The following is a 16,650-nucleotide window of genomic DNA, read 5'->3' as shown; positions in this document are numbered from 1 at the left end:
GAGTGGCGTTGATTTCAGGCACTCAGAACGTAGAGCGTGCCGTTGCCTTCGAGCCCGCGAGTGATGCTGCCACTCGAGGGAAGCAACGGGATCAGACATGACTGAACGGCGTGGTATAGGTCGGGGCGGCCGATGAAGACGCGGTTGACCGGACGTAGATCGTTGTCCAGTTCCGGAATCCACCCACCCGAGCCTTGGCGACGGTCGATGAAGTGGTTGTTCACGAACCCCCAGATGCGGCGATACCATTCCTCGAAACGCGGATCGTCGTCGACGGCGGCAAGAACAGCGGCAGCGCAAATGCCCTCAGCGCAAGGCCACCAGTAGAGATCGTTGCGATCCGGCCGGTCGTCCCAAGTCAGCGTGTAGTAGAAACCGCCGACTTCATTGTTCCAGCCGGTCTCCACCGTTTTCAGGAACAGGCCCTTCGCACCCTCGAGCATCCAAGAATGTGCGCGGCCGCCGAGTTCCCACAACTGGACGAGCAGCCGGCTCCATTCGAGCGCGTGACCCGGCGTCGTTCCCCTTGGCCGGAACATCGGATCGCCCGCATAGTTCAGATCGACGTTCCAGTCGCGTGTGAAGTGTTCGGCAACGCGCCAACCCTGGTCACGGGCATGGCGATTGATGATGAGCGAGGCGATGCTTTCGGCCATCGTCAGAAGCTGGCGATCGCCGGTCGCTTCGAATGCAGCCATCAGCGCTTCAGTGAGATGCATGTTGGAGTTCTGCCCGCGATAGTCGCTGATTTCGCTCCAGTCAGAGGCGTATTCTTCGGTGGTCGCGCCAGCCGCCTTATCCCAGAACTTCGTGTGCAGCACTTCGAGGATATCGGCCATCAACCGATCGGCGTCCGGGTGGCCAACGATCTTTGCGGAGGAGGCGGCGAGGATCACAAAGGCATGGCCATAGGCGAGCTTGTTCGGATGCGTGGCCTTCTCGTCATCGACGCCCCAGAAGTATCCGCCGTTCGTCGTGTCGCGGTGGCGCTTCCAGATGAAGTCCATGCCATGGTCCACATTGCGGTCGGCGCCCGGAAGGCCGAGCATTTGGGCGACAGCAAAGCAATGCACCATGCGCGACGTGTCATGTAGCTGACGAAGCGCGCCGACATGACCCGGCTCGGAGGGGTTCGGCTGACCATCGTCGGCCAGTGTCGAGAAACCGCCCTTCGGATTGAAGGCGGTATACTGGAAGAAATCGAACAGCGAGCGTGCCTGGGACAGGAGCCAGTGCCGGTGGACGGGGCGTTCGACATAGCGCGGTCCGGTCATGCCGATCCAGCTGGGACGTGCGGAGTGTGTCATGGGTTTTCTCTTGTCGCTTGGATGCGTTGAGCGTCAGCCGACGTGGCGCGCGAGATTGCGGGCACCGTTGACGCGGACGTAGACCGAATAGAGGCTCTGCGTGGCCGTGATGAAAAGGCGATTGCGATTGAGGCCGCCGAATTCGACGTTCGCTACAGCCTCGGGTATCCTGATCTTGCCAAGCAACGTGCCGTCCGGCGCAAAGCAATGGACACCGTCGCCCGCACTTGCCCAGACGTTGCCGAGGCAGTCGAGGCGGAAACCGTCGAAGACGCCGGCATCGCAGGTAGCGAAGACCCGTCCATTCGTCAGTTCACGTCCGTTTTCGGCGATGTCGAACACACGAATGTGGTGCGGGCCGGCCGGGTCGTGACTGAGGCCGGTATCGGAGATGTAGAGCTGCTTCTCGTCGAGGCTGAAGGCCAGTCCGTTGGGCTTTGCAAAGTCGGTGGCGACAGCGGTGAGATCGCCGCCATCGGCATCGATCCGGTAGACATAGGATGCGCCGATCTCGGAATCGGCCTTGTGACCCTCGTAGTCGCTATCGATGCCGTAGGTCGGGTCGGTGAACCAGATCGAGCCATCCGAACGGACGACGACGTCATTGGGCGAATTCAGCCGCTTTCCCTTGTAGGAAGAAGCAAGCTCGGTGATTGAGCCGTCGTGTTCGCGCCGCGAGACGCGCCGGCCGCCATGCTCGCAAGCGACCACGCGACCTTCGGGATCTACAGTGCGACCGTTCTGAAAACCGCACGGCGTCTCGAAGACGGACACAGCGCCGTTCGTTTCATCGAAGCGCATGATCCTGTCGTTCGGGATGTCCGAAAACAGCAAATATTTTCCCGCCGCCACATAAGCGGGCCCCTCAGTCCAGCGGGCGCCGCTCCACAGTTTTTCGACATGGACGTTTTCGAACACCAGCGCGGTAAAGCGCGGATCCTTGACCTCAAACCAGTCCGTCAACATAGGTGTCTCCTCCAGAGGTATTTCAGAGTTTGGAAAGTGCGAGCGCGAAGAAATCGATCCCGCCGAAATTGCCGGATTTGAGCGCCATCGAAAGCTCGCCGTCACTCCGGCCAATGGTTTTCAGTGCGGGCACGCCGGGCGCGATCTCCTCGCCGATGCGGAAGCCGGCGATCCGCAGATGGTCGACTACTGCCCCGGAGGTCTCTCCTCCGGCGACAACAAGCTTGCGAACACCACCATCGACGAGGGCCGTGGCAAGTCTCCCCGAAGCTGCTTCGATAACCTGGCTCGCCTTGTGCCAGCCGTATTTCTGCTGGATCGCACCGACGGTCGACGGGTCGGCGCTGGCTGCGATCAGTACCGGACCATCCGGCAACCGTGCCGTTGCCCAGGCGATGGCTTCGCTGATATCGCCGTCGCTTCCGAGAAGCTGGTCGGAATCGAGCCGAAGAACGGGCATGATCTTTTCAGCTTCAGCAATCTGCTCGAGTGTACGCGCCGAGCAGCTTCCGACGACGATTGCGGAGTAGCCATCCACCTTCGCCGCGCCTTCACCATCCGCGCCGCCCGGCGCGCCCACTTGGCGAACCGCACGGGCAAGACCGAGGCCAAGACCGGAGGCCCCTGTCGAAACTGCGGACTGCATGGCGACGCGGCCCAGCGTCTCCAGATCGCTTTCCGCTACGGCGTCAGCGATTACGGAGCGAACGCCCGATTGCTGCAAACCGCGGAGGTGTGCGATGACCGCGTCGTCGCCAGCGCGGATCGTGGCAAGCTCCACGAGACCTACCGTATCCTTCGACTGCTTGCCGAGAACCCGTACAAGGTTCGGATCATGCATCGGATTGATCGGATGGTTCTTGAGCGGGCTCTCGTTCAGAAGAGAGTTTTCGACGAAAAGATGGCCCTTGTAGAGGGTACGCTTCGTCTCCGGAAATGCGGGCGTCACAAGCGTCCAGCCCGCATTAGCCTTATCGCGCAAGGCATCGGTGACCTGCCCGATATTGCCGTTGTCTGTGGAATCGAAGGTCGAGCAGATCTTGTACATGACGTGCTCGACACCAATCTCCCTGAGCCAATCGTAGGCTTCCAGCGCGGCGGCCACGGCTTCGTCGGCTGGCACTGACCGTATCTTGAATGACACGACGATTGCGTCCGCATCCGAGGTGTCTATCGACGTCGGGACGCCAATCGTCTGAATGGTCTTCAGGCCGTTGCGGCGCCAAGTGTTGGCAAGGTCTGACGCGCCTGTATAGTCGTCGGCAATCGCTGCAATACGTGCTACCACGTCACTGCCTCCTCTTAAAGGGTTCGAACCAGCCCAGCCCGTCGAGCGTGTTACCCTTGGGGTTGTATTCGCAACCAACGAAGCCATCGTAGCCGGTCGCATCGATCGCGCTGAAAATAAACGGATAGTTCAGCTCCTCTCCTGCCGGCTCGTGGCGTGAGGGCACACTGGCGATCTGGACGTGCCCGACGATCGGCAGCAGCCGCTCGAAAGACTTCGCGATGTCGCCATGCATGATCTGCCGATGGAAGACATCGAATTGCAGGCGCACGTTCGACTGGCCAATCTCGTTGATCAGCCGTTCGGCAAATGCGAAATCGTTCAGGAAGTAGCCCGGCATGCTGCGGCCATTGATGGGTTCGAGCAGCAGGATGAGATCGTGTTCTGCCAGGCGGCCAGCCACGTACTCTACCGCACGCCGGTAGGATGCGACGGCCGCAGGATCGTTTCGATCGGCAAGGCCGGCCATCAGGTGGAGACGTGTCGCGCCGGTGGCTTCGGCATATTCCAGCCCAAGTTCCACGCCCGCCTTCACATCTTCGAAACGGCCCGGTGCGCTGGCAATGCCACGCTCGCCAGCATCCCAATCACCCGGGGGAAGATTGAAGATCGCCTGTTTAAGATCGAGCGACTTGAGGATCTGCGAAAGCTGATGAGCCGGAATGCCATAGGGAAAGAGACATTCCACCGCCTCGAAACCCGCGGCGGCCGCTGCTTCGAACCGCGCGGCGAACGGGACCTCGTTGAACATCATCGTCAGGTTGGCTGCGAAATTCGGCATAGCGCACGGCCTACAGGTCTACAGATGACGGCGGGAGCGCCGCGCCGGACAGCTGGGCGTAAACGCGTGCGACCGAGGAGTCGTCATCGCGGCCCATGCCTGCACCCGCCGCGGCAAGATACATCTGGAGGGCTGCGGCCGCGATGGGGGCGGGGTAGCGTTCGGACCGCGCCATATCCTGGATAATGCCGAGGTCCTTCACGAAGATTTCGATCGAGCTCAGCGGACGATAATCGCCATCGAGGACATGTGGAATTCGGTTCTCAAACATCCAGGAATTGCCGGCCGAGGCAGTGATCACCTCGTAGACCGTGCGAAGATCAAGGCCCAGCTTGGAAGCAAGCGTGATTGCCTCGCAGGCTGCCGCGATGTGAACTCCGGCCAGGAGTTGATTGATCATTTTTACCGAAGCGCCGATCCCGGCACGGTCGCCGAGACGATAAACCTTCTGCGCGAGTGCCGACAGGACGCCTTCCGACTTTAGAAACGCTTCCGGTTCACCAGATGCCATGATCGTCAGTTCGCCGGCGGCGGCGCGCTTCGCTCCACCAGAAATCGGGGCATCGAGGAAGAAAACCCCGCGCTCTTTCGCTTTCGCCGCCAGGTTCTCGGCGTCGGTAGGAGACATCGTTGCCGACGAGATAAAAACTGATCCTGCCGGCATTCCACCGATCGCTCCGGCATCGCCAAACAGGATCTCATCGGTCTGACGGGCATTGACCACGACGGACACAACGACCGAAGCGCCCGTAGCCACTTCGATCGGGGAGCCTCCGGACGTGCCGCCGGCCGAGCGAAGTCGTTCACGCGCCGCGTCGGTGATGTCGAAGCCAGCTACATCGAAGCCGGCTCGCAGGAGCGACTCCGCCATTCCGAACCCCATCGATCCGAGACCGATGACGGCAACCTTCAACGGCTCTCCTTGAGCGCGATCTGACATGCGTCTCCTCCAGTTTTGCTGATTGGCCCACGACAGGGGCGTCGAGACACTTCCTAATTGTCGTGTACCATGGTAGTGTTCATTTAACGGAGAATGGCGGGTTTGCCAAGCGGGAATTGCAACGACCTATCGCGCGTTCTGCAAGTCTCGGCGTCAAGAGCAGGAGAAAACGAAATGTCAGAATTGAAACTTCGCGAGCAAATCTGCAGGTTTGGACGGTCGCTCTTCAACCGCGGGCTGACTCCCGGATCGTCCGGCAACATTTCAGTCCGGCTTCCCGGCGGCGGCTGGCTTGTGACGCCGACGAACGCGTCACTCGGATTTCTGGATCCGGCCGAGTTGTCGCGTCTCGACGAAAACGGCCGGGTAGTTTCCGGTGCAAAGCCGACGAAAGAGATCCCTCTGCACGCGGCGCTCTACGAAACCGTGGGCGACGCCCAGGCTGTCGTTCACCTTCATTCGACCCATTCCGTGGCACTCAGCATGCTACCGGAGATCGACCCCAAGGCGGTGCTCCCGGCGCTGACACCCTACTACCTGATGCGTGCCGGCCAAACCGCGCTCGTTCCATATCATCGTCCAGGCGATCCTGCCGTTGCCGACGCCATTCGGGGATTGGCCGGAAAATATACTTCAGTGCTGCTGGCCAATCACGGTCCCGTCGTTTGCGGCCGGGACCTGGAAGGCGCGGTCTTCGCCACGGAAGAGCTGGAGGAAACGGCCCGTCTTTACCTTCTTTTGCAGGGTCTTAACCCGCGCCTTCTGTCGCCGGCGCAGGTCGCCGATCTTGTTTCGGCATTTGGGCTGACGCTTCCGGAGTTCCACGAACACGATCATGAGCATGCCCACGACGGTCACTAATTACTGCTGTTTAATGTTGACTACCATGGTACTATCCTTTAACGATTATGGCGATCGCAGCCGCGGTCTTTGAGGAGTAGCCGCTTCGGCACCATCCATTGGGAGGAATGCATGATGAAGTTTTCGCGCGCCCGTCGTTCTATCGTTCTGGCAGCTCTCGCATCGACGATCTTGGCTCTGCCTGTTTCCCAGGCAGCCGCCGAGGACGTCACAATCCCGGTCATCGTCAAGGACACGACGTCCTACTATTGGCAGATCGTTCTCGCCGGCGCACGCAAGGCCGGTAAGGACCTTGGCGTATCCGTGCCGGAACTGGGCGCGCAGTCTGAATCCGATATCAATGGCCAGATCGCCATCCTGGAGAACGCCGTGTCGAGCGGTTCCAAGGCGATCGTAATCGCGCCGACCGAGTACACCGCGCTGGGCGCCCCCATTGACCAGGCAGCAAAGTCCGTCCCGATCGTCGGCCTCGACTCGGCGCCGAACTCCCAGGCGCTAACCTCGTTCCTCAGCACCGACAACGTCCAGGGTGGCCGGAACGCAGCGGACGCCCTCGCTGTAGCGATCGGCGAAGCGAACGGCGGCAAGGTTGAGGGCGAAGTGGCCCTGATCAAGGCCTTGGCCGGCTCCGGTTCGGTCGATGCGCGCGTGCAGGGCTTCGAAGAGCAGCTCGCGGCCAAGTACCCAGGCCTGAAACTCGTTTATGACAAGGTCGCCGATGGCCAGGCCGCTACGGCGCTAAACATGACGACTGACCTTCTGACCGCCAATCCGAACATCAAGGGCATTTTCGCGTCCAACCTGATCATGGCCCAGGGTGCCGGCCAAGGGATTGCGGAGAACAACGTCAAGGACACCGTCGCGCTGGTCGGCTTCGACAGTGACGACAAGCTCGTCGGCTTCCTCAAGGAAGGCGTGATCGACGCGCTGATCGTGCAGGACCCGTTCCGCATGGGCTATGACGGCGTCAAGACCGCGTTCGCCGTGGTGAAGGGCGAAAAGGTGGAGGCTAAGGTTGACACCGGCGTCAGCGTCATCACCACCAAGAACATCGATGAGGCCCGCAGCCAGGAGCTGCTGAATCCCAAGATCAACTAAGAAGCCAGGCCCGCCCCTGAACTCGGGGGCGGGCGCTCCTTGTTGACGATGACGCGCCGTCAACCGTGATCGGTGCGCAGGAGTGTACTCATGACGACTGAAACATTGGCGTCGACGGTTTCGGCCGTGCCGATCCTGGACCTACGGGACGTCGAAAAACAGTATGGACCCGTTCGCGCGCTCAAGCCGCTCACGCTTTCCTTCATGCCCGGCGAAGTCCACGCCATCGTCGGCGAGAACGGCGCAGGCAAATCGACCTTGATCAAAGTGTTGACAGGCGTCGTGAAGAAGACGTCCGGCACGATGTTCTGGCGTGGCACAGAAGTGAGTCTCGAAAACCCGGCCGATGCAATCGCGATCGGCATCAATGCGGTCCACCAGGAAGTGGTGCTTTGTCCGCACCTCACCGTCGCGGCCAACATCTTCCTCGGCGACGAGGTTCTGAAAGGTGGCCTCCTTCGCAAGAAGGAAATGATCACGCGTGCCCAGGCAATCCTGAACGATATCGGCTTCGATATTCCGGCGGATGTGCAGCTCGGCTCGTTGACGATCGGCCAGCAGCAGCTCGTCGCCACCGCGCGCGCGTCGGTCCGCGGCACGAAGTTCCTCATCTTCGATGAGCCCACCGCTTACCTCACAAGGCAGGAAGCCGACCAGCTTTTCAAGCTCATTCGCCGACTGAAGGCTGATGGCGTCACGATCGTATACATCAGCCACCGCATGGAAGAGGTCTTCGAGCTCGCCGATCGTGTTTCTGTGTTGCGGGACGGCAATTTTGTCGGAACGAGAAACATCGACGAGACCAACAATGCCGAACTCGTTACGCTGATGATCAACCGGTCACTGGAGCAGATCTACCACAAAGAGAAAGTCGCCTTCGGCAGCGAAGTTCTGTCCACGCGAGCGCTTACCGGGACGGGCTTTGCTGACATCGACCTGACCGTCAGGCAGGGCGAGATCGTTGGCTTGTACGGGTTGATTGGGGCCGGACGTAGCGAGTTCGCGCTTAGCCTCTTCGGCCGCAATCCCAGTACCTCGGGAGAAATCAAATGGCACGGCAAGCCGATCGCGATCCGCGATGTGCGCACGGCCATCGATTTGGGGATCGCCCTTGCGCCTGAGAGCCGGCGCGACCAGGGACTCAATCTCAATCTGCCGATTTCTCTGAACATCAACCTTCCAGTCTACGACACTCTTCAGCGTGGCCTCACGCTGAATCATCGTGGGGAGATCGATCGTGCGGAAAAGCAGATCAGGGACCTTGCGATCAAAACGCCGTCGCGCCGCTCACTTGCGTCCTCCCTGTCGGGCGGAAACCAGCAGAAGATCGTCATCGGCAAATGGCTGAACCACGGTGCGGAACTGTTTATTTTCGACGAGCCGACGGTCGGTGTGGACGTCGGGACGAAGGCGGAAATCTACCGGCTCTTCGGCGCTCTGCTGAAGCGCGGGGCCGCGATCATCGTGATCTCTTCCTACCTTCCCGAAGTCTACGAGCTAGCGGACACGCTCCACGTCTTTCGTAGCGGCAAGCAGGTCGGCACCCACACGTACCGTGAAAAGACGGAAGAAGAAATTCTAGCGCTCGCCATTGGCGTCTGACGCTGTTCAATTGAGAGGAGGAAGCTGTGGCAACCCTTGAGTCCACCGAAAAACCCGTATCGCGGAAAAACTACAATCTCTTGTTCTCGCTGACGCTCGTCGGCCTTCTGGTCGCACTTTGCGCCATCTTGAGCATTGCGACCAACACGTTCGCGACGGGGAACAACATTGCCAATCTGCTGCGGCAGGGCTCCATGATCGCCGTGCTGTCGATCGGCCAGACATTCGTCATCATCACTGCAGGCATCGACCTGTCGGTTGGCGCTGTGGTCGGCTTTGCGACGGTTATCATCGCATCGCTGCTCCAGGCTGGTTTCCCCGTCTGGCTTGCAATCATTGCGACCTTGCTCGTCGGTCTGGCAATAGGCGTTTTCCACGGCTTCGGCATCGTGAAAATGGGCTTGCCGCCCTTCATCATCACGCTAGCGACGCTGACTTCGCTGCGCGGAATCGGTCTTTTGATGACCAATGGCGCGACGATCAACATCACCCATCAGGGCCTCGCCCAGTTTGCGCGCGATTCCTTCCTCGGCATCCCGAACCTCTTCTGGATGGTCGTTGTGGTCGCCGCGCCTGCGTATTTGCTCCTCGAACACACGAAATGGGGACGCTATCTTTTTGCGGTCGGTTCGAACCCGGAAGCGGCGCGCCTTTCCGGTGTCAACGTTTCTAAGCTGATCTATCTCGCCTATTGCGTCTCGGCGGTATCGGCCGCCTTCGTCGGCGTGCTTCTTTCGGCCCGCCTCGGCGTCGGGAATGCCACGCAGGGCGACGGTTGGGAATTGCAGGCGATCGCGTCAAGCGTCATCGGCGGAACGTCCCTCTTCGGCGCGGTCGGTTCCGTTCAGGGGCCGCTTATCGGAGCGTTCATCCTCGCGACGATCAACAACGGCGCCAACCTGCTTAACGTGAACTCGTTCTGGCAGAGAATTATCACCGGACTTCTGATTATCGCTATCGTCTACTTCGACCAATTGCGGCGTCGCGGGAAGTAATGCGATGCGGGCAGCTGTTGTGCCGCCCGCGTCGTCAGAACATCCTCCGCGAACAATAACCAAATGAGGAAAACCAATGGAACAGTGCTGGCGGTGGTTTGGACCAGGTGACTCGGTCACTCTCGACTACATCAAACAGGCGGGTGTCACTGGGATCGTTTCCGCGCTCCACGGCTATAGGCCGGGTGCGGCGTGGTCGAGAGACGACGTGTTCAAGCGAAAGGAGCTCATCGAGGCGCACGGGCTGCGCTGGTCCGTCGTGGAATCCATTCCAATGCCGTCGGACCTCAAATTGCGCACAGGCTCGTTCCGCACCACGCTCGCCAACTGGAAGGCTACACTCGCGGTTCTGGCGGAAGCCGGCGTCAAAGTCGTCAACTACAATTTCATGCCCGTTGTGGACTGGACGCGAACAAACCTTCATTTCGCTCTTCCGTCCGGCGGCTACGCGCTACGCTTCGACATGGTTGATTTCGTCGCCTACGACGTCTTCGTGCTTCGCCGCGCAAATGCGGCTGGCGATTATGATGCGAGCCTGGTTTCACAGGCACAGACTCGGTTCGAAGCCATGGACGAGAAGCAGCAACAGGTGCTGGAGCGCAACATCATCGCGGGTCTCCCCGGCGGCGAGGACACCTACAGCCGGGAAGGGATAGCCCGTGAGATTGCGCAATTTGATGGCGTCTCTGCCGACGAACTGCGTGCGAACCTAGCCGAATTCATCAAAGAGATGGCGCCGGTTGCTGAAGAACTGGGCGTGCGTCTGGGCATTCACGCCGACGATCCGCCGTTCTCGCTCTTCGGCCTGCCGCGTGTCGTGTCGACGGCAGAGGATTTCCGCTTCATTCTTCGTGCACATCCTAGCCTTTCGAACGGAGTGACCTTCTGTGTCGGCTCCATGGGCGCTCGGGCGGACAACGACCTTCCAGCCCTGGCTGCCGAATTCGCACCGCGCATCGCGTTTGCGCATTTGCGCAACACCACGCGCGAGCCGGATGGCTCGTTCTATGAAGCAGAACACCTCGATGGCGACTCCGACATGGTGAAGATCGTGTTCACGCTACTCGATGAGGAAAAGCGCCGCCGTTCCGAGGGACGAGCAGACGCCTTGATCCCGATGCGGCCTGATCACGGCCATCTGCTGGCAGACGATATCGCAAAGGTCGAGGCTGGCGTGAAGGTGAACGCCGGCTACTCCTACATCGGCCGCCTGAAGGGCCTCGCGGAACTGCGCGGCGTCATGCGCGCCCACGTAGAGATCTCGGCGTAACGAACGTCCAGGGCGACGCCCGCAGGGGCGCCCCCTAATTTTCAGACCTGCTAAGGAACACATCGAAATGCTCGAAGAGAAAGTCATTCTCATCACCGGCTCGTCCTCCGGCATTGGACTGGCGACAGCCAAGGCGGCCGTCGCAAAGGGTGCCAAGGTGATCCTCCACGGATCGTCCGTGACAAAACTCGAGGCGGCATCCGCCCAACTCGGAGGGGCGCCGTACATCAGGGGCGACCTTGCAACAGCTGATGCAGCCGAAAAGATCGCCGAGGAAGCAATCGCCGTTTATGGCCGCCTTGATGTTCTCGTCAACAACGCGGCCATCTTCCCGCGGACCGATCTCGACGCATCCGATGGCGAAGCATTCGACCGCATTTTTGCGATCAATGCGCGTTCACCGATGCTGCTGACTCGTCGCGCCATCCAGCACATGCGCGAAAAGGGGATCAGGGGCTCGATCGTCAACATCGGCTCGGTCAACGCCTATTCTGGGCAGCCGGACCTGCTGGTCTATTCTATGTCGAAGGGGGCGTTGATGACGATGACCCGCAACGTCGCTGATGGATGTGCGACCGAAGGCATCCGCGTCAACCAACTCAATGTCGGCTGGACACTGACCGAGACTGAAATCGAGACGCAGCGCGCACAGGGCCGGCCCGATGATTGGCAGTCCAGCATTCCTCCGGTCTTTGCGCCGGGCGGCAGGATCCTTCTTCCGGAAGAAGTCGCCAACCATGTCGTCTTCTGGGCGTCCGACACCTCCGCTCCGATCACGGGGCAGGTCTATGACGTAGAGAAATACACCTTCCTCGGCCGAAACGTGATGAGCCGCGTCATCTGACGCGGCGAACACTCGACGACACGAACACATTCCCGCGACGACTTCGCCCCGTGCGTCCGCCGGCGCGACGGCTGAACCTTTGCCTGAACAACACAGAGAGTCGAACATGAATAAGTTGGGAGTGCATGCATTAGTTTGGGAATCAGGCTGGAGCCATGATCAATGTGCTCGGGCGATCGCAAAGTCCGCCGAGGTTGGCTACGATTTTATCGAGGCGCCGGCGCTCGATCCGAGTTCGATCGATATCGATTTTACCCGTCGCACCCTCGAAAAGCACGGTATCGGCATCAACTTCTCTCTCGGCCTTGATGCTGATAGCGACATTTCGAGCGGGGATGCAGAGAAAGCAAGGCGCGGCAAGGAGAAACTCGAGCAAGCCCTTTCGGTTGCGCGCGATTGCGGCGCAACGCATGTCTGCGGCATCCTGCACTCCGCGTTCCAGAAAAACACCGCTCCCACGACGGCCGCGGGGGTCGCCATGTCCGTGGACGTGCTGCAGCAGGTAGCGGAAACGGCTGCAAAAAGCGGTATCACGCTCGGGCTGGAAGTTGTTAACCGTTATGAATCCAACGTGTTGAACACCGCGTCGCAGGGCGTGGAACTGTGCAAGCGGATCGGTGCGCCGAACGTGAAAGTTCACCTCGATGTCTACCATATGAACATCGAGGAATCCGACGTTCCCTCGGCGATCAAAGCGACTGGCGACTATCTCGGCTATTTCCACACCGGAGATTCTCACCGCGGCTATATGGGCTCGGGCACGATCGACCTTGCCGGGGTGTTCCGCGCGTTGGTCTCCTCGGGTTACGCCGGGCCGATCACCTTCGAAAGCTTCTCGTCGCGCGTCGTCGGTCAACCCCTCGAAGGCATCCTCGGCATATGGCGCAACCTGTGGGAGGACGGTCATGACTTGGCCACCCACGCTTTGATGTACACGCGAGCCCAGATCAAGGCCGCGCAGGAAACGCTACGCCAGGCCGAGCGTAGCCTTCTGCCCTGAACCCGGTCTGAAGCCAGATTTTTAAAGACCCTCCGACCTTTAACCGGTCGGTTGGAAGTCGACCCTCGCTCGCGCGCCTCAAATGGCGGGCGGACACCTTCTTTTTTGTCTTCGATAACGTGGAGAGAGTTATGGAGTTTTCATCTAATCGCATCTGGAGCCGTCCGCTAGTCATCGCGAGCGTTCTCGGTCTCACCATCGCATCCAGTGTGGCGAGCGTTGCCAGCGCCCAGGACGTTACGATCCCGGTGATTGTGCGCGACATTACCTCGTCATACTGGCAGACCGTTCTGGCCGGCGCGCGCAAGGCGAAGACGGAACTGGGCATCAATGTTCCTGAGTTCGGCGTACAGTCGGAGAGCGATATCAACGGTCAGATCGCGCTTCTGGAGAACGCGGTAGCCAGCGGCGCGAACGCTGTGGTTATCGCACCGATCGAATTTATTGCGCTTGGCGGCGCCGTCGATCAGGCAGCCAGTGCGCTTCCAGTGGTCGGGATCGACTCTCCCGCAAACTCGAAGGCGTTTGCCTCGTTCCTGACGACGGACAACGAGCAGGGTGGAAGGCTGGCGGCCGACGGTCTTGCGGCTGCGATCGCATCGGCCAACGGCGGAAAGATCGAGGGTGACGTTGCCTTAATCGTTGCGAATGCCGGCTCCGGCTCCGACGAGGCGCGCGCACGCGGGTTTCGTGATCAGCTTTCCGCAAAATATCCTGCGCTGAATCTCTACTCCGACAAGGTTGCCGATGGGCAGCCGACGACCGGCCTCAACATGACGACCGACCTCTTGGTCGCAAAACCCGATCTGAAGGGGATCTTCGTCACGAACCTCCAGATGTCTCAGGGCGCTGGCCAATCCATCGCCGAAAATAATCTTCAGGACAAGGTGGCGCTCATCGGCTTCGATAGCGACGACAAGACCGTCGGCTTCCTCTCCGGCGGAGTCATAGATGGACTGATCGTTCAGGACCCCTTTCGCATGGGCTATGACGGGGTGAAGACAGCGTATGCCGCCTCCAAGGGCGAGCGTGTAGAGAAGGACGTCGACACCGGCGCCAACCTGATTACCACCGCCAACATGGGCGAGCCGCGTCACCAGCACCTTCTGAACCCGACCGCGGAGTGATCGTTGAGGCATGCCCGGCGCTCGCCGTGGCATGCCATTCGTTCCATTGAAAATTCACCGGCACGAGCGCCATTCGCGAGCAGGAACGTTAGCCATGAAGATCCAGGTCGTCGTTGTTGGTGGTGGGGCTGGTGGGCTCGAACTCGTCCGGCGCCTCGGTGCGAAGCTGGGGCGGGACGATTTCGACATCATATTGGTGGAGAGTAACCGCACTCATATTTGGAAGCCACTCCTCCACGAAGTAGCTGCCGGTTCCCTCGACGCCAACCTCGATGAAGTCGGGTATCGTAGCCATGGCCATCGATGGGGATACCGCTTCTTTTACGGATCACTGGAATCGATAGATCGAGCGGCGCGCCAGGTGGTGGTCGCGCCCCTCCACGACGATGACGGCTCGGAGTTGATCGGCCGTCATCGCCTGCGCTACGACTACCTTGTCATTGCCATCGGATCGATCTCGAACGACTTCGGCACGCCGGGTGTCAAGGACCACTGCCTTTTCCTCGAAAACCGGTCCCAGGCCGACCGTTTTCGCAAGAAACTGCTTAATCACTGTCTGCGTGTGTCGCGGACAATGTCCATTGACCCGAAGTTGGAGGCGTTTGTCGACGTCGCGATCGTCGGAGCCGGGGCGACGGGGGTGGAGTTGGCGGCAGAACTCTACAATTCAGCGTCAGCTCTCAAGCACTACGGACTGGAGGTCTTTGATGAATCCCGTCTGCGGGTGACATTGATTGAAGCTGGGGCGAGGATCCTCCCGGCGCTTCCCGAACCGCTTGCGAGGGCCGCACACGCTGAACTTGAGGCACTGGGGGTGCGGGTGCTCGTTGATACGTCCGTGACCGCTGCAACGGAGCAAGGCTTGTCCCTCGCTACGGGCGACCAGGTGCGTGCGGACATTACAGTTTGGGCGGCCGGTGTGAGGGGAGCGAATGTCCTTCGCGAACTCGACGGGCTTGAAATATCCAGAAGCAATCAGCTTGTGGTCAGACCGACACTTCAAACGACGTCGGATGAGCGCGTGTTTGCGATGGGGGATTGCTGTTTTCTTATCCCACCGGGGGAGGAGCGTCCTATTCCACCAAGGGCGCAAGCGGCCCATCAAATGGCGGCCACAGTCTATCGCAATCTGCTTCGAATGATCTCGGGAGGAGACCTTGAGGCCTTCGTCTACCGCGACAAGGGCTCCCTTGTTTCGCTCAGCCGTTTCTCGACAGTCGGAAGCCTGATGGGTAATTTGGTCGGCGGTAGGATGGCTGTGGAGGGACGCCTCGCCAGGCTGGTCTATCTTTCGCTGTACCGGATGCATCTGCTTGCCATCCATGGCTGGGTAAAGGGCGTTGCGCTCATCCTTGTGGGCCACGTGAACCGGGTCATACGGCCAAGGCTGAAACTCCACTGATTACAGTGGTTGCGCGGTCACGATAAGCTCCGGATTTGTCTAGGAAAAGCAACGACCCCGCATGATAATGGAGCAGGGATGATACCAAGTCTTATCTGGCCCCAAGGCGAAGCAGGACTTCAACCGTTGGGCGGCATGATCAACGGTTTGCGTTTGCGCCTGCCTGATGGTCGAATGGTGGAGCCATTGGCAACAGCGCCTTGGATCGACGAACCCAACGTTGCCGCTCTGCCTGAAATTCTGCGCAGCATGCGCGGAGAATGGCCATGCATCCCGTTCGGCACTGAAGGTGCCACCACCCTACCTGATGGCTGGCCCATAGCTGCAGGCACGAATGTGCCGCCGCACGGCTTCGCGGCGAACAACGATTGGACGGTCACTGAGAACAGCGGCGCTCTCGTCGCTGAGATCCGCTATCCCGACGACTCTCCCATCGAACTCCTCCGGCGCCGGCTACGGCCGGCCAATGCGGGCGTACAACTGGATCTTGAAGTACTGCCCAGGCGTGACTGCAATTTGCCAATCGCACTCCACCCGGTTCTGACTTTGCCGCAGGCGTCCGGAACCGCGCGGCTGAATATTGGACCACATGATACGGTCTGGACTCACCCTCTCGGGTCCGAGCCTGACCCTTGTCCCCTTGTGGTGGACGAAGTCTCGCCGAATCTAAACGGGGTTCTTTGCCGCGACGGAACGGAAATCGATCTCACCAGCCTTCCGCTTTCCGAGCGCGCTGAATGTCGCGTCCTCATTCCGAACGCCTCCGGCCGCGCGACCCTCGAACGGCTGGACGAGAACTGGCAGACCGTCCTGGAATGGAATCCCGGCGACTTCCCGTCGCTGATGCTCTGGATCAGCAATCGAGGTAGACAAGGTTTCCCCTGGAGTGGCCGGCACTTGGCAATTGGGGTGGAACCTTGCCGCGCCGCATTCGACCTCGGCGCGACGATTTCTGCCGGGCCGAATCCCGTGGCGCGTCTGGTTCCAACTACCATGGAATTTCGAGCGGGAATGGTCTGGCACACCACCTACACCATTTCAGTGAACGCTCTTACGAATTGAGAGCCCCGTAAGCAGACATCGCTTCCGCAGCAGCAGCGAACATCTGCCGCAACCGACTGCTATCGCTTGCGTTGGAAAGAATGCCTTGTTGACCATGGAGTTGACGT

15 protein-coding genes are annotated in these 16,650 nt (G+C 60.1%); 10 read left to right on the top strand and 5 right to left on the bottom strand.

Features of this window, described 5'->3' with window-relative positions; genetic code table 11:
- Positions 1 to 14 precede the first annotated feature (14 nt).
- The 5 genes from LPJGGPFB_RS25000 to ltnD are packed head-to-tail and all read right to left on the bottom strand — an operon-like array spanning position 15 to position 5,318.
- Positions 15 to 1,307 (bottom strand): AGE family epimerase/isomerase, encoded by a 1,293-nt coding sequence (locus LPJGGPFB_RS25000; RefSeq protein ID WP_427858397.1) that lies wholly within the window; start codon positions 1,305 to 1,307, stop codon positions 15 to 17.
- 33 nt (positions 1,308 to 1,340) lie between these two features.
- Positions 1,341 to 2,273, bottom strand: a complete 933-nt coding sequence (locus tag LPJGGPFB_RS24995; protein WP_173422632.1) for an SMP-30/gluconolactonase/LRE family protein — start codon at positions 2,271 to 2,273, stop codon at positions 1,341 to 1,343.
- A 22-nt stretch (positions 2,274 to 2,295) separates the two neighbouring features.
- Positions 2,296 to 3,561 (bottom strand): 3-oxo-tetronate kinase, encoded by a 1,266-nt coding sequence (otnK, locus tag LPJGGPFB_RS24990; protein WP_173422631.1) that lies wholly within the window; start codon positions 3,559 to 3,561, stop codon positions 2,296 to 2,298.
- A 1-nt stretch (position 3,562) separates the two neighbouring features.
- Complete coding sequence (gene otnI / locus LPJGGPFB_RS24985; protein WP_173422630.1) at positions 3,563 to 4,342, bottom strand: 2-oxo-tetronate isomerase; 780 nt, start codon at positions 4,340 to 4,342, stop codon at positions 3,563 to 3,565.
- A 10-nt stretch (positions 4,343 to 4,352) separates the two neighbouring features.
- The gene (ltnD, locus tag LPJGGPFB_RS24980) at positions 4,353 to 5,318 is read right to left on the bottom strand and encodes an L-threonate dehydrogenase (RefSeq protein WP_345791087.1); all 966 of its coding nucleotides are present in this window, start codon (positions 5,316 to 5,318) and stop codon (positions 4,353 to 4,355) included.
- Between the two features lie 138 nt (positions 5,319 to 5,456).
- Between ltnD and otnC the strand changes: the two genes are divergently transcribed.
- From otnC to LPJGGPFB_RS24930, 10 genes are all read left to right on the top strand, one after another.
- Positions 5,457 to 6,143 (top strand): 3-oxo-tetronate 4-phosphate decarboxylase, encoded by a 687-nt coding sequence (otnC, locus tag LPJGGPFB_RS24975; protein WP_173422628.1) that lies wholly within the window; start codon positions 5,457 to 5,459, stop codon positions 6,141 to 6,143.
- 114 nt (positions 6,144 to 6,257) lie between these two features.
- The gene (locus LPJGGPFB_RS24970; RefSeq protein WP_173422913.1) at positions 6,258 to 7,241 is read left to right on the top strand and encodes an ABC transporter substrate-binding protein; all 984 of its coding nucleotides are present in this window, start codon (positions 6,258 to 6,260) and stop codon (positions 7,239 to 7,241) included.
- A gap of 90 nt (positions 7,242 to 7,331) precedes the next feature.
- Complete coding sequence (locus tag LPJGGPFB_RS24965; RefSeq protein ID WP_173422627.1) at positions 7,332 to 8,843, top strand: sugar ABC transporter ATP-binding protein; 1,512 nt, start codon at positions 7,332 to 7,334, stop codon at positions 8,841 to 8,843.
- Positions 8,844 to 8,869: 26 nt separating this feature from the next.
- Positions 8,870 to 9,838, top strand: a complete 969-nt coding sequence (locus LPJGGPFB_RS24960; RefSeq protein ID WP_173422626.1) for an ABC transporter permease subunit — start codon at positions 8,870 to 8,872, stop codon at positions 9,836 to 9,838.
- A 76-nt stretch (positions 9,839 to 9,914) separates the two neighbouring features.
- A complete protein-coding gene (gene uxuA / locus LPJGGPFB_RS24955) occupies positions 9,915 to 11,108 on the top strand; it encodes a mannonate dehydratase (RefSeq protein WP_173422625.1) in 1,194 nt (397 codons plus the stop codon).
- A 67-nt stretch (positions 11,109 to 11,175) separates the two neighbouring features.
- A complete protein-coding gene (locus LPJGGPFB_RS24950) occupies positions 11,176 to 11,952 on the top strand; it encodes an SDR family oxidoreductase (protein ID WP_173422624.1) in 777 nt (258 codons plus the stop codon).
- A 79-nt stretch (positions 11,953 to 12,031) separates the two neighbouring features.
- Positions 12,032 to 12,952, top strand: coding sequence for a sugar phosphate isomerase/epimerase family protein (locus tag LPJGGPFB_RS24945; protein ID WP_234903035.1), 921 nt, complete (start codon positions 12,032 to 12,034; stop codon positions 12,950 to 12,952).
- 131 nt (positions 12,953 to 13,083) lie between these two features.
- The gene (locus LPJGGPFB_RS24940) at positions 13,084 to 14,079 is read left to right on the top strand and encodes an ABC transporter substrate-binding protein (protein ID WP_173422623.1); all 996 of its coding nucleotides are present in this window, start codon (positions 13,084 to 13,086) and stop codon (positions 14,077 to 14,079) included.
- Between the two features lie 94 nt (positions 14,080 to 14,173).
- Positions 14,174 to 15,481: an NAD(P)/FAD-dependent oxidoreductase gene (locus LPJGGPFB_RS24935; protein WP_173422622.1), complete on the top strand. Its 1,308-nt coding sequence runs from the start codon at positions 14,174 to 14,176 to the stop codon at positions 15,479 to 15,481.
- Positions 15,482 to 15,607: 126 nt separating this feature from the next.
- A complete protein-coding gene (locus LPJGGPFB_RS24930) occupies positions 15,608 to 16,543 on the top strand; it encodes a hypothetical protein (RefSeq protein WP_173422621.1) in 936 nt (311 codons plus the stop codon).
- The last annotated feature ends 107 nt before the right edge of the window (positions 16,544 to 16,650 follow it).

Source organism: Ensifer adhaerens (assembly GCF_013283195.1).
GTDB classification, from domain to species: Bacteria; Pseudomonadota; Alphaproteobacteria; order Rhizobiales; family Rhizobiaceae; genus Ensifer; species Ensifer adhaerens_G.
Note: the sequence above shows the minus strand (reverse complement) of the source record. Positions and strands in the feature narration are given on the sequence as shown.